This window comes from Actinoplanes sp. NPDC049599 (genome assembly GCF_044465625.1).
In the GTDB taxonomy this organism is placed as follows: domain Bacteria; phylum Actinomycetota; class Actinomycetes; order Mycobacteriales; family Micromonosporaceae; genus Actinoplanes.
This window is the reverse complement of the sequence record NZ_JBITLX010000002.1, coordinates 39,060-51,550: the sequence shown is the minus strand read 5'-3', so window position 1 is coordinate 51,550 and position 12,491 is coordinate 39,060. Positions and strand designations below refer to the sequence as shown.

12 protein-coding genes are annotated in these 12,491 nt (G+C 71.1%); 5 read left to right on the top strand and 7 right to left on the bottom strand.

Going from position 1 to position 12,491, the window contains the following annotated elements:
- The first annotated feature begins 66 nt into the window (after positions 1-66).
- On the top strand, positions 67-648 hold the full coding sequence (locus ACIBQZ_RS03475; RefSeq protein WP_396086850.1) for a hypothetical protein: 582 nt from the start codon (positions 67-69) through the stop codon (positions 646-648).
- 33 nt (positions 649-681) lie between these two features.
- On the opposite strand, the gene ACIBQZ_RS03470 is transcribed toward ACIBQZ_RS03475, so the two are convergent.
- The 4 genes from ACIBQZ_RS03470 to ACIBQZ_RS03455 all read right to left on the bottom strand — a co-directional run bounded on the left by ACIBQZ_RS03470 (position 682) and on the right by ACIBQZ_RS03455 (position 4,007).
- The gene (locus ACIBQZ_RS03470) at positions 682-1,344 is read right to left on the bottom strand and encodes a hypothetical protein (protein WP_396086849.1); all 663 of its coding nucleotides are present in this window, start codon (positions 1,342-1,344) and stop codon (positions 682-684) included.
- Between the two features lie 72 nt (positions 1,345-1,416).
- Positions 1,417-2,469: a type III PLP-dependent enzyme gene (locus tag ACIBQZ_RS03465; RefSeq protein WP_396087351.1), complete on the bottom strand. Its 1,053-nt coding sequence runs from the start codon at positions 2,467-2,469 to the stop codon at positions 1,417-1,419.
- A 381-nt stretch (positions 2,470-2,850) separates the two neighbouring features.
- Positions 2,851-3,066, bottom strand: a complete 216-nt coding sequence (locus tag ACIBQZ_RS03460) for a DUF397 domain-containing protein (RefSeq protein ID WP_396086848.1) — start codon at positions 3,064-3,066, stop codon at positions 2,851-2,853.
- Between the two features lie 59 nt (positions 3,067-3,125).
- Positions 3,126-4,007: a helix-turn-helix domain-containing protein gene (locus ACIBQZ_RS03455; protein WP_396086847.1), complete on the bottom strand. Its 882-nt coding sequence runs from the start codon at positions 4,005-4,007 to the stop codon at positions 3,126-3,128.
- Positions 4,008-4,184: 177 nt separating this feature from the next.
- Between ACIBQZ_RS03455 and ACIBQZ_RS03450 the strand changes: the two genes are divergently transcribed.
- Together ACIBQZ_RS03450 and ACIBQZ_RS03445 are read left to right on the top strand one after the other, a co-directional pair.
- A complete protein-coding gene (locus ACIBQZ_RS03450) occupies positions 4,185-4,844 on the top strand; it encodes a GPP34 family phosphoprotein (protein ID WP_396086846.1) in 660 nt (219 codons plus the stop codon).
- A gap of 62 nt (positions 4,845-4,906) precedes the next feature.
- Positions 4,907-6,439 carry an APC family permease gene (locus tag ACIBQZ_RS03445; RefSeq protein ID WP_396086845.1) on the top strand — a complete coding sequence of 511 codons (1,533 nt, stop codon included), beginning with the start codon at positions 4,907-4,909 and terminating at the stop codon, positions 6,437-6,439.
- A gap of 289 nt (positions 6,440-6,728) precedes the next feature.
- On the opposite strand, the gene ACIBQZ_RS03440 is transcribed toward ACIBQZ_RS03445, so the two are convergent.
- Positions 6,729-7,289: a GNAT family N-acetyltransferase gene (locus ACIBQZ_RS03440; RefSeq protein ID WP_396086844.1), complete on the bottom strand. Its 561-nt coding sequence runs from the start codon at positions 7,287-7,289 to the stop codon at positions 6,729-6,731.
- Between the two features lie 343 nt (positions 7,290-7,632).
- On the opposite strand from ACIBQZ_RS03440, the gene ACIBQZ_RS03435 reads away from it, so the two are divergent.
- Entirely contained in the window at positions 7,633-9,501 is a 1,869-nt protein-coding gene (locus tag ACIBQZ_RS03435) for an L-lactate permease (protein ID WP_396086843.1), read from the top strand.
- Between the two features lie 6 nt (positions 9,502-9,507).
- Here ACIBQZ_RS03435 and ACIBQZ_RS03430 read toward each other — a convergent pair whose 3' ends face one another.
- Both ACIBQZ_RS03430 and ACIBQZ_RS03425 read right to left on the bottom strand, forming a co-directional pair.
- Entirely contained in the window at positions 9,508-11,367 is a 1,860-nt protein-coding gene (locus ACIBQZ_RS03430) for an ATP-binding protein (protein WP_396086842.1), read from the bottom strand.
- Between the two features lie 159 nt (positions 11,368-11,526).
- Positions 11,527-11,892 carry a DUF4406 domain-containing protein gene (locus tag ACIBQZ_RS03425; RefSeq protein WP_396086841.1) on the bottom strand — a complete coding sequence of 122 codons (366 nt, stop codon included), beginning with the start codon at positions 11,890-11,892 and terminating at the stop codon, positions 11,527-11,529.
- Here ACIBQZ_RS03425 and ACIBQZ_RS03420 point away from each other — a divergent pair.
- Entirely contained in the window at positions 11,891-12,460 is a 570-nt protein-coding gene (locus ACIBQZ_RS03420; RefSeq protein ID WP_396086840.1) for a DeoR/GlpR family DNA-binding transcription regulator, read from the top strand. The genes ACIBQZ_RS03425 and ACIBQZ_RS03420 overlap by 2 nt on opposite strands.
- Positions 12,461-12,491 lie beyond the last annotated feature (31 nt).

The following is a 12,491-nucleotide window of genomic DNA, read 5'->3' as shown; positions in this document are numbered from 1 at the left end:
CTGCATCCGCACACCGACGGCCGCGCCCCGGCCGAGGGTCGTGCGCCCGTGCGGAAGGAGCAGCCGGTGACCGAGGACGTCCAGGGACAGCGCAGCGGAGCCGCCGTGCCGGGTGCCCCGCCGCGCACCCGCCGCCGGCTGACCGCCGCGCTGGCGGTCGGCGCCACCGTCGCCGTCGCCGCCCTCGGGGTGCCGATGGCCCTGGCGGGGCAGCACCGGGCGGATCCGGCGGCCGCCGCCGTCGCCGCGACGCCCACCCCGTTCGTCGAGGGCCGGCCCCCGTCACTCCCGCCGCGGGCGGAGCAGCCCGAGCCCGGCCCGCCGCCGACGGGCGCGGCCGGGGTGAAGGGCATGCCGGCCGAGGACGGCTGCCCGGTGCACGCGTCGCGGCTGCTCACCGCCCTGCGCGCCAGCGACCTCCACCAGCGCCTCGCGGCATCCGCGGAGCCCGAGGAGCTCGCCGACATCGACTGCTACGCCACCTACGCCCTCGCCCGCACCGCACCGGCCGCCGCCGGCGGCGGCGCGACGGTCGTCTTCCGGTACTCGGAGCTGACCGGCTCCTGGCGGGTGATCGGCGGCGGCACCGCGACCCCCTGCCGGGACGTCCCCCAGAGCGTCCGGGCGCGGCTGGAACTTTGTCGCTGACCGAATTGCCGCCATCTGAGAATGCGGCGGTCCCTAGAAGTAACTGACCCGGATGGTGCCGTCGGGCATCCGGGCTCCGGTCGCGTCGAAGGCGCCCAGCTCGGCGACCTCCTCGACGGCGCCCTCCCGCGGATCGAACCAGAAGATCGTCACGTCCGGGTCCGCGCTCCACGGCGCGAGCTGCGCCGCCACGGTCGTCACGTCGTCGAACACCGCCGTGATCCGGGCCGGCCGGCCGACGTAGTAGCCGAACGCGGGCTGGATCAGGCCGCCGTCGAGCTGCATCGGCGCCTGCATCGGGTGGAAGCCGGGCGCGTGGTCGGTGAGCCGGTCGTCGGAGATCGCCAGCGTCTCGGTGATCGTGCCGTCCGGGTCGCGCTCCCCGATGGACAGCGAGATCGTCAGGTCCGGCGTCCGCTCGCCGAGGGGCGGCACGAACGACAGCACCCACTCGGCGCCGGGGCTGGCCGGCAGCCTGGTGGCGACCACCTCACCGAGCCGGCCGTGCACCGGCGCGACGGTGAACGGCGGCTTCGACAGCGGCACCGCGGGGGCGGGCGACTGCACCCAGCGCGCGGCCGGCCGCGCCGCCTGCTGCCGCGCCAGCAGCAGGCCACCGCCCGCGAGCAGGGCCAGGACCCCGGCGGCGGCCGCGAGCGTACGCCGATGCCGTCGTACCGTGCCTGCGTGCGCCATGCCCCACCCTCACCGCGCCGGGTGGCGCCCCCCGGAATTTTAGGGAGGTGGTCCGGGCCGGACGGTGCCGGGTCAGGTGAGCACGACGCGCGGCTTGGCGAAGCCGTTGAAGCGGGAGGCGTACACGGTCGTGTAGGCGCCGGCCGAGCCGATGAACAGCTCGTCGCCCTCGCGCAGGTCCGCCGACAGCGGCACATCCCGGGCGTACGTGTCCTGCCCGTCGCAGGTCGGGCCGGTGATGTGCCAGGTTCGCCGCGGCACTGACCCGCGCCCGTCCCAGATCGGGTAACGCAGGTCGCCGCCGGACTCCAGCACCTCCATCATGCCGTTGAACACGCCCAGGTCGGTGTGGACCCACCAGCCCGACGGCCGCCGGGCGACCCCGATGACCCGGCAGCGGAACGTCCCGGCCTCGGCGACCAGGCAGCGCCCCGGCTCGGCGAAGACCTCCACCGGGTACGGCAGCTGGGCGATCCCGGCGGCGGTGGCCCGGCCGAACGTCGCCAGCGAGGGCACCGGCTGGTCGTACACCGCGGGGAACCCGCCGCCGATGTCCACCATCTGCAGGCGGATGCCGTGGCTGACGAGTCTGGCCAGGACGGTGTGCACGTCCTCCAGCGGCCCGGTGAGCGCGGCCGGGATCAGCGACTGCGACCCGATGTGGAAGGTGATGCCGTACGGCACCAGCCCGAGCGCGCGGGCCTGCACCAGCAGCTCGACCGCGCCGGGCACGTCGACGCCGAACTTCCCCTCGCTGGGCACCAGGCTGGTGCGGTCGCCCGTGGACAGCCGGGCGTAGACGCAGCTGCCCGGCGCCTCCTCGGCGACCCGGTGCAGCTCCTCCAGCGAGTCGACGGCGAACCGGTAGACCCCGGCGAGCGCCGCCTGCCGGGTCTGTTCGCGGGCCCGCACCGGATTGCTGAACAGCAGATCCTGGCCGCGGATACCGAGCGACCGGAGAATGTTGATCTCGTCGACCGAGGCCACCTCGAAACGGCTGCCGGCCGCGTGCAGCACGCGCAGCACCCCGGGATCGGTATTACATTTCGTCGCGTAAAAATATCGAACGTTCGTGAATGCGTTCTTGAATTCTTCGACGGCGGCGGCTATACGGGCGGCCTTCATTTCCAGGACCGGCACCCCGGAAACGACTGGATGGGTTTGCACACCGGCCGGCGGATCGGCAACCGCGGGACCGGGAAGAAAAGTGCGCAACGGGGAACCCCTTCACGCTGGGTGACAGCTCCACTGCTCAGAGTACACCTTGGAGGTCGTCCCGGTGAATACCGTGGTCCACTGTGGTCGCCGTTTCCGCAGGTCAGAGGCCTGAGACAGAGATTCGGGGCGCCCCGTGTGGGGCGCCCCGAACGGCGTTACCGCAAGGACCCGATCGCGCGCAACGATCTGGACGGCGCAGACGTTTCACTATCTTGAAACGGATCTTGCCGTCTGGGAAGTTGATTTTGCTTAACTACTTCCCATCGTCGCGCACCGATCGGTAACCTCTCATCTGTTGTTATCGAACTCGCCGTCCTTTGCCGAGCTAACAAACTCGGCCCAGTCCGACGGGTTGAAGACGAGAGCTGGACCCGAAGGGTTCTTGCTGTCGCGTACGGCGACAACTGTGTCGAGGAATGCGACCTCGACACAGTTGTTGCCACCGTTTCCGTTGCTGCGACTGCTCTTCTTCCAAACGGCAGCGTCGAGATGGTGCGCAGGCATGCCAAGCACCTCCCTTCAATATGCGGTTGTACTTCTTCCTGCACGGGTTCGTGCAGGCCCTACCTTTGCAGCAGGCCCTCGATCATCTTGATGGACAAGCGTGGGTCGAGAGCTTTGGCGCTGAGTCGCTCGAACTCGTCACGGTAGCGGGCGACCTCTGAATGTTGCTCTTCGTAGTAGTCGCCCGCAAGACCCTCTAGGTAAACTACATCCAAATGAGTGGTCTCCCGGAACTCCAAAAGCGCTGCTGAGCCCCCCAGGAAGGGGTGTTCGCCGGCGTCGAAAGGGAGAATCTGCAACGTCACCGTCGGTAATTGCGCGGTTTCGATGAGGTGCCGCAACTGCTCATCCATGACATTTGGCCCGCCGACCACCCGTCGGACCACGGATTCGTCGACCACGGCCACGAGTTCCAGTGGATTCGTAGCCCGCAGCCGCCCCTGACGCTTCAGGCGCAGCGCGACGCGACGGTCCACCTGGTGCGGCGGGTCCTGCGCGCGCCCCGTGCGCATGAGCGCGCGCATGTACGCCTCCGTCTGCAGCAACCCGGGCAGGACGATGGGTTCCCAGGTCAGCAGCGAGCTCGCCTCCGCCTCCAGGCCCACGAAGTTGCCCGGCCGCATGATGTCGCGGTAGTCCGTCCACCAGGTGCGCTCACGCGACATCCGGGCCAGCGCCATGAGCGCCTCGCGGTACGCCTCGTCCTGCACGCCGTACAGCGTGAGCAGGTCCTTGACGTCGCGGGCGGTGACCGCCACGCGCGCGGTCTCGATCCTGGTCACCTTGGCCGCGTGCCACTCGAAATGGCGGCCGACGATCTCCTGGGTCAGCCCGGCGGCCTCCCGGCAGCGTTTCAATTCCGCGCCCAGCCGGCGCCTTCGCAGGGTCGGGCCTTCGTCAGTGGACACTGCCGCCCCCTCGGTCTCGGGAATGGGATTCACGTCGAGTTCCGCTCTGGTTTCGCGTCTGGCACCGGCACCATGCTCCGGTAAAAACATCACGACCTGATTCCGAGTCTAGTACTTCTTGTGTTGACCTCACCGCCGGGTACATGATGCAACGGACAGGGAGTTAGTGCGGTCTATACGGGCAGTCGCCCGTTGACGTATCTCAGGTCGATGTGTCTAGGGAGTGGCGGCGTGCTGGCTGACCAGTTCTATTTGATCGCTCACGAGGACCGGACGGGCCGTTCGCGGTTGCATCCGCGGGCCACCGGCATCGGTTTGGCCGCGTCGTTACTGGGCGAGCTCATCCTCGACAACAAAATCCGGATCTTCGCTGGCGATCTGGAGATCGTGAGCAATCAACCGCCGCGGGACGGGCTCGACCACGCCGTCCTCGACCTGCTGATCGCTCAGCCACAGCATCGCGACGTGCGTACCTGGCTCGCGTACCTGTCGCAGGACGCGGCCGACCGGGTGGGGCAGCGCCTCGAGCGCTCCGGCGCGGTCGAGTCGGTGACCCGGCGCCGGATGCTGAGTACCCAGACCTTCTACATGCCCAACAACGAGCTCCAGCGCAACGCGGCCGCCTGGGCGCCGATGCGGCTGGCCAACATCCTGGTCCGCGGTCTGGACATGTCCATCACCGACCGGGCGCTGGCCGGCCTCGTCGCGGCCACCGGTCTGACCCGCCACGTGCTCTGGGACTTCGAGGCGCACCGGTCCGCGTTCTCGATCCTGCCCAACACGGTGGCTTCGCTCCCCGAGGACCTGCGGCAGCTCGTCGAGCACACCGAGGCCAGCGTCGGGTCGGTTCTCGCCGTCGGTCGTCGGTGAGCTCTCGCGGGCGGCACCACCGCCGTCAGGACAACTTCGATCAATGGGCCGGGAGGCTGTTGATGGCACGTAAGGAACCCACCGAACCGGACATCATCTCGAGCGCACTGGCTCGCAACCGGCTCGGCGTGCCCTCCGTGGTGTTCTTCGGAGTGGCGGGGGCCGCACCGCTGACCGTCATCATCGGGGCGATCTCGGCGATCTACGCGATCATCGGCAACACCGCGGTGCCCGTGGCCTACCTGGTCACGGCCGGCATCCTGTCGATCTTCACGGTCGGCTTCGTGGCGATGAGCCGGCACATCGTCAACTCCGGCGCCTTCTACGCCTACATCAGCCACGGGCTGGGCCGGCTGGCGGGCGTCGGGGCGGCCTTCGTGGCGCTGCCGGCGTACGCGCTGATGCAGATCGGCCTGTTCGGACTCTTCGGCTCCGCGGCGTCCGACATCCTGGCCGCGCTCGGCGTCACGGTCGGCTGGTTCACCTGCGCGCTGGTCGCCTGGGCGCTGGTGGCGCTGCTGGGCCTGCTCTGGGTGGACCTCAGCGGCAAGGTGCTGGCCGTCCTGCTGATCGCGGAGATCAGCGTCGTGCTGATCTACGACATCGTGATGATCGCCAACCCGGCCGGCGGCTCCGTCAGCTTCGCCACGCTGAACCCGGCGCCGCTGTTCACCGCCGACGCGGGCCCGATGCTGGTGCTCGCCATCGCCGGCTTCGTCGGCTTCGAGGCCACCGTGGTGCTCTCCGAGGAGGCGAAGGACCCGAAGCGGACGATCGCGCGGGCGACCCACCTCGCGGTCATCCTGGCCGGTCTGCTCTGTGGGCTGTCGGCGTGGGCGATGTCGGTGAGCACCGGGCCGAGCCAGGTCGTCGCGACCGCCCAGGAGCACCGGACCGACATGGTCTTCGAGCTGGTCGCCCCGCACGTGCCGGCGATCCTGGTCCAGGTGGGCTACATCCTGTTCATGACGAGCGTCTTCGCCGCCCTGCTTGCGTTCCACGCGGCGGTGGCCCGCTACCAGTTCGCGCTCGGGCGCGAGGGCGTGCTGCCCGCGGCCTGGGGACGGACGCACCCGCGTACCGGTGCGCCGCTGCTGGGCTCGATCACCCAGAGCGTGCTGGCGCTCGCGGTGCTCTCGGCCTACGCCGTGGCCGGCCTGGAGCCGCTGTTCTGGGTGTTCGCCTGGCTGACCACGATCGGCGGGCTCGGGGTGCTGTTCCTGATGTGGGCCGCGTCGTTCGCGGTGCTCGCCTTCTTCGTGCGCAACCGCGGCAAGGAGAACGCGTGGCGGTCGCAGATCGCTCCCATGATCGCGTTCCTGCTGCTCAGCGCCGTCCTCGGGATCACCATCATCGGCTTCGGTGAGATCCTGCAGGTCTCCGGCGACTCGCCGTTCCAGTGGCTGGTCCCGGTGCTCTACCTCGGGGTCGCGGCCGTCGGCATCGGCTGGGCCCTGGTCATGCGGGCCGCGCGACCCGAGGCGTACGCCGCCATCGGCCGGGGCGTGGACGGCCGCACGATCGCGTTACCGGAAGGGCCACCGTCGACCAAAGGGTCACATGAACCGGTGGGGGCCCGCGGATACCACTACTGACCGGACCGGGGCAGGGGAAGGGGACCAGAGATGACGTACGACGGCACGGGAGCACCGAGCGGTGATGCCGTGACTGTCGTCCCGCAGGAGATGGGCGGGCCGGCGGGCGTACCCGACGCCGGGCCGGCACCGCACCACCACCTGGCGTTCCGCGCGGCGCACTCCGGATTGACAGCTCCGGGGTATCGGCAGCGCCGCGGTGGAGCGTCACGCCACCCGGCTCAGCTCATCGGGGTCCTGGCAGGGGCCCGCGCGAGGGAGGCGCCTATGGCGTGATGTCCGGTGACCCTCAGGCCGCCGCCGCTTCCGAGCTGAAGTCGTACAGCCAGTAGGACTGCTGATCGATCCGCGAGAAGCGCATGTTGTCGGTGAGGCGCTCGACCATGGACCGGAAGATGTGCGAGAAGTGCAGCACCTCGTCGTTGTAGGAGCAGATGTCGATGCCGACCAGCCCGTTCTGGGTGGCGGCGGTGACGTACAGCTGCTCGACGAGCTGGCGGAACATGTGTTTGCCCTGGACCTGAGGATGGACCGCGACAAAACCGATGTACCAGATCCGCTTGCCCGCGTAGTGCTCGGGCCAGTGACGCTCGAAGTACTGCGGTGCGATCAACGGCACCGCGTCGAGGTCGTTGGTGTACGTGGCCAGTCCGCACAGGGTCCCGTCATCGTCAACGCAGAGGTACTTCTGGACCCTCGTGTCGTTCATGACCTCGTCGAATTCGTGGCGGTACATCAGGTGCCGCTGCACCGCCATCGTGTTCAACTCGCGGAACGCAGCGTCGTAGAGCTGCCACGCGGATTCGCCGAGCTCGTCGTCGTTGATCTGATCAACAATCTTGATGACCATGCTGTGCTCCCCGCAATGCTGCCGGTCCGAAAGTCCACCGATCGCCCACTGCTTTGAAGTTGATCGATGGTTATTTGACCAACAGAGTACGGAGAGTGATTCAAGAACAACAGGCAGTAAGCAAGGGTTTTTTGGTCTTGAACCGGCGTCCAGGCTCACATCGGTGAATTTGGCACGTCATGGTCATGTACTCGGTGCACGTTGCACAAAGGACACGCCTCTGGCGACCGGCCGGGCCGTCGCTGCCTCCGTGACCGCGGCGGCGGCCCGCTCGCCCCGCGCCACGGTATCGCCGTGGTCGTCCAGGCGTTAGATTGGGATCTCCCACCATCGACAAGCCTGGATGGCTGCCATGTCGGATCAGTTCACCATCGTGACCGACCCCGCCGGTGGATCCGTGGCGCTCTCGGCCCTGTTCGCCGCCCTGCCGCTGCTCACGCTCTTCATCCTGCTCGGCGTCCTGCGGGTGCGGGCCTGGCTCGCCGGCACCATCGCGCTGGTGGTCGCGCTCGTGGTCGCCGTCGCGGTCTACTCGATGCCGGTCGGGCAGGCGCTGCTGTCGGCGTCCGAGGGCGCCGCCTTCGGCTTCTTCCCCATTCTCTGGATCGTGCTGAACGCGATCTGGGTCTACAACCTCACCGTGGCCAGCGGGCACTTCGACGTGCTGCGCCGCTCGATGGCCCGGCTCAGCCCGGACATGCGGATCCAGGCGGTGATCGTCGCCTTCTGCTTCGGCGCGCTGTTGGAGGCGCTGGCCGGCTTCGGCACGCCGGTGGCCGTCACCGTGGTCATGCTCATGGCGCTGGGCTTCCCGCCGGTGCGGGCCGCGTCGGTGGCGTTGATCGCCAACACCGCCCCGGTGGCGTTCGGCGCGCTGGCCACCCCGATCATCACCCTCGGCACGGTCACCTCGGGTGCCGTCGACGATCCCCGGCTCAACGCCGACACGCTGGGCGCCATGGTGGGCCGGCAGACCCCGTTGCTGGCGGTGGTCGTACCGCTGGTCCTGGTCCTGGTGATCGACGGGCGCCGCGGCGTCCGGCAGACCTGGCCGGCCGCGGTCGTGGCCGGGGTGGTCTTCGCCGTCGGCCAGTTCGTGGCGTCCAACTACATCTCCGTGCCGCTGACCGACATCATCGCGGCGTTGCTGGCGGCGGCCGCGGTGGTGCTGCTGCTGCGGTTCTGGCATCCGGTGGAGTCGCCGGATCTGCACGACGCCGAGCGCCCGGCCCCGGCGACGGCCACCCGGGCCGGCGACGCGCCGGCGATGGCCGGTAACGAACCGGCCCCCACCGTCACCTCGCCCGGGACCGACCGGGCAGCGGCCGAGGCGGCGGCAGGGGGCCCGGCGGCAGGGGGCCCGGCGGCAGGGGGCCCGGCGGCAGGCGGCCCGGCGGCAGGGGGCCCGGTGGGAGGGGGCACTCCGCCGGGAGAGGGGGACCGGCTGGGCCGGCACGACAGCGGCGCGGAGATCGCCCGGGCCTACGCGCCGTATCTGATCATCATCGCCATCTTCTCGGTTGCGAACATCGGCGCGATCAAGTCGGCGCTGGCCGAGTCGCCGTGGACGGTCACGTTCGGCTGGCCGGGCCTGCACATCCTCGGCAGCTCCGGCAAGCCGCTCGCCTCGACCACCTTCACGCTGGGCTGGGTGGGCGCCGCGGGCACCCTGATGATCCTCGCCGGCCTGCTGACCGCGCTGGTGCTGCGGATCCGTCCCGGCCGCGCGCTGCGGGCCTACGCCGACACCTATGTGGAGCTGCGGCACGCGATCATCACCGTGATGGCGGTGCTGGCGCTGGCGTACGTGCTCAACCAGTCCGGCCAGACCAACACGCTCGGGGAGTTCCTGGCCCAGGCCGGCGGGGTGTTCATCTTCCTGTCCGCGATCCTGGGCTGGATCGGCGTGGCCGTGACCGGATCCGATACCTCGGCGAACGCGCTGTTCGGCGCCCTGCAGGTGGAGACGGCGGTCCGGGCCGGGCTCGACCCGGTGCTGCTGGCCGCCGCCAACTCCTCCGGCGGCGTGCTCGGCAAGATGATCAGCCCGCAGAACCTGGCCATCGCCGCCTCCGCGGTCGGCATGGCCGGCCGGGAGGGCGACATCTTCCGCAAGGTGGTCGGCTGGAGCCTGGCGCTGCTGCTGGTCATGTGCGTGCTGGTCACCCTGCAGGGCACGCCCGTGCTCAGCTGGATGGTGCCCGGCGGGTGAGCCGGGTCAGCGCCCGACCATGGCCCAGTCCGCCGCGTCGCCGGCCGCCGGGCGGGCGGGCAGCTGGACCAGCGGCAGCGTGAACCAGATCCGGCTGCCCCCGCCCGGGTTGTCGGCCACCCCGACCGTGCCGCCGTGCCGCTCGATGATCCGGTGCACGATGGCCAGGCCCAGGCCGGTGCCCGGATACCCCTCGCTGCCCGCGGCCCGGGCGAAGGCGGTGAAGATCGCGTCGCGCTGGTCCTCGGGGATGCCGATGCCCCGGTCGGCGACGTCGATCCGGACGGCGTCGCCCTCCGGGCGGCTGCTGATCCGCACGTACGGCTGGTGCCCCTCGGCGGTGTACTTGATCGCGTTGCCGATCAGGTTGTCCAGCACCTGCCGCAGCAGCGTGGCGTCGCCCGGCACGGCCGGCAGCGGGTCCACCACGATCAGCGCGTCCGGTTGCTCCGGGTCGGAGAGCCGCTCGTGGGCGAGGTCGTCGGCGACCGCCTTGAGGTCGACCGTCGTGGTGTTCAGCGTCCGGTTCTCGGCGGTGGCGTAGTCGAGCAGGTCGTCGATGAGGGTCTGCATCCGCTGGGCGCCGCCGTAGAGCCGTTCCAGGAAGTCGCGGTGCACCGGGTCCAGCCGCGCCGCCGCCTCCTCGCGCAGGAAGTCCGCGTAGCCGGTGATCCGGGCCAGCGGGCTGCGCAGGTCGTGGGCCACGATGCCGGCGAAGCCGACCAGTTCCGTCTCGCGCTGGCGCAGCTGCTGCTCGACGGTCTCGCGGCGGCGGATGTCGTCGAGCAGGGCGGCGGTGGCCTCGTCGACCCGCAGCAGCGCCCGGTTGCGGGAGGTGAGCACCGTGCCGGTCAGGCCGGCGAGCAGCGCGGTGAGCACCGCGCCGACGATCCACGCGGCGAGATGCAGATGCAGGTCGGCGCCGGGCAGCAGCCGCTGGGTGGGCTGCACGACCAGCCGCCAGGTCCGCTGCGGCACGGCCACCGCGACGTCGCGCGGCGCCGGATCGGACTCCGCCCGGGCCGCCGGCACCCAGCTCGCCACCGGGACCGGCACGCCGGGCGCGGGATCGAACAGCGTGACGGCGACCGCGTCGCGGGCCACCACGCTGATCGCCTGCCGCAGGAAGTCGCCGCCGCGCAGGCCCATGGTGAGCCAGCCGCGGAACCGCCCGGTGTCGTCGGCCGCCGGCGAGGCGGAGTAGATCGGCGCCGTCAGCGCGAACGACAGTTGCTGCTCCTCCGCCGGCAGTGACCGGTCCGCGAGCAGGCGGTAGGTGGTGCTCGTCGCGACCCGGTGCGTCTGCCTGGCGATCCGCATCGCCTCGGCCGGCGCGGGCCAGGTGCTCAGGTCGTTGCCCAGCACCGTCGCGCCGCCGTCGAGCGCGCGGTGCAGCACGACGAACAGGTGCTCACCGGCGGTCGTCGCGGCCGGGCGCAGGGTCAGGTTGTCGGCACCGCGTTCGCGCCAGAGCCGCTGCACCTCGGGGATCTGCGCGGGGGTGGCCGGCACCACCAGGGCCACCCCGCTGGCGCCGGGCAACCGCTGCCGGTCGATCGCGGCCACGATGGCGGCGAACTCGGCGGCCTCGAGCCGCGACTGCGCGCCGACGGCGGCGGCCAGGTCGGTCAGCGAGGTGCTGTAGCGGCGGACCTCGGCCGCGACGGTCTGCGCGACGATCGTGGTGTGCTGGCTCAGCGCCCGCGCCGCCCGGTCGTCGTCGGCCCGCTGCAACGCCACCGCGGCCAGCGTCGTGCCGAGCGCGCCCAGCGCGATGACCAGGGTCAGGACCAGGATCGAGCGGCGCCGCCCCGGCGGCCGGGCGCGGGCGCCGGGGGAGGTGCCCGTCCCGGATGCCCCACCCACGACCTGACGCTACCGCCCCCGGCCGGGCCGTCGCGGCGATTCCCGGGACTGCGGAGGCCCGCCGGGGGCCCGGATCAGGTGATCTCATGTCCGGATCCGCGCGGAGTGCCGTGCCGGCCGCCGGGATCGCCCACCGGGTGCTGCGCCACGGCGCGGTCGTCAGGCCGGCTGGGCGACGTGCCCGGGAATCTCCTCGATCCGGAACCACACCGGCAGCCCGCGCTCCCGGGCGATGGCGACGTCCTGGTCCGCGCCGGTGGAGTCGCCCGGCAGCCGCAGCACGGCGTCGCAGTGCTGGAGCAGTCGCTGCGCCGTGGGATAGAGCACCTCCTCGGCGGTGGCCGCGCCGTGCGAGTGGTCCAGCACCGGCAGCGCCACCCACTCGCCGATCATCGGCACGTGCCCGGCCTGGAAGATCGGCCAGGCCGCCTCCTCCAGGCGGGCCAGGTTGGCGGCGATCAGCGCGGGGTCGCCGCCGGTGCCGGAGCGGTACGGGCCGGCGATGAGGATCAGCAGAGGTTTCATGGCGCCCAGGCTCACCGGCCGCGAGGCCGAGGTGGACAGCAAGCGCCGGGTCGCCACCGCGGCGGCGGCACTGATCAGAACCGGTAGCACGGTGATCCTGGACGGCGGCACGACGGCGCTCGCCGTGGTCCGGGCGCTCCCCGCCGAGCTGCGGGCCACGATCGTCACGCACAGCCCCACCGTCGCCGCCGCGCTGGCCGGGCACACCTCGGTCGAGGTGTACGTGCTCGGCGGCCGGCTGTTCCGGCACTCGATGGTCACCTGCGGCGCGGCGGCGGTCGAGGCGGCCCAGCTGGTGCAGGCCGACCTGTTCCTGCTCGGCGTCACCGGTGTGCACCCGGACGCCGGGCTGACCACCGGCGACGCCGACGAGGCCGCGATGAAGCGGGCCCTGGCGCAGCGGGCGGCGGACACGTACGTGCTGGCGAGCACCGAGAAGATCGGGGCCGCCTCGCCCTTTGCCGTCCTGCCGTGGGAGGCGGTCGCGGGCGTGATCACCGACGCGTCGTCACAGGATGAGACCGTGCGGCGACTGAATGCTGCGGGCGTACCGGTGATCGCCGCTTAGCCGTGCGGAGAATGACCGTTCGGCGCACGCC

Excerpts from the sequence above, each read along its gene's own strand:
- ACIBQZ_RS03450 (WP_396086846.1), top strand. The coding sequence starts at position 4,185 with ATGTGTCTAGGGAGTGGCGGCGTGCTGGCTGACCAGTTCTATTTGATC.
- ACIBQZ_RS03440 (WP_396086844.1), bottom strand. The coding sequence starts at position 7,289 with ATGGTCATCAAGATTGTTGATCAGATCAACGACGACGAGCTCGGCGAA.
- ACIBQZ_RS03460 (WP_396086848.1), bottom strand. The coding sequence starts at position 3,066 with ATGCCTGCGCACCATCTCGACGCTGCCGTTTGGAAGAAGAGCAGTCGC.
- ACIBQZ_RS03470 (WP_396086849.1), bottom strand. The coding sequence starts at position 1,344 with ATGGCGCACGCAGGCACGGTACGACGGCATCGGCGTACGCTCGCGGCC.
- ACIBQZ_RS03420 (WP_396086840.1), top strand. The coding sequence starts at position 11,891 with ATGGCGCCCAGGCTCACCGGCCGCGAGGCCGAGGTGGACAGCAAGCGC.
- ACIBQZ_RS03465 (WP_396087351.1), bottom strand. The coding sequence starts at position 2,469 with ATGAAGGCCGCCCGTATAGCCGCCGCCGTCGAAGAATTCAAGAACGCA.
- ACIBQZ_RS03435 (WP_396086843.1), top strand. The coding sequence starts at position 7,633 with ATGGCTGCCATGTCGGATCAGTTCACCATCGTGACCGACCCCGCCGGT.
- ACIBQZ_RS03425 (WP_396086841.1), bottom strand. The coding sequence starts at position 11,892 with ATGAAACCTCTGCTGATCCTCATCGCCGGCCCGTACCGCTCCGGCACC.
- ACIBQZ_RS03445 (WP_396086845.1), top strand. The coding sequence starts at position 4,907 with ATGGCACGTAAGGAACCCACCGAACCGGACATCATCTCGAGCGCACTG.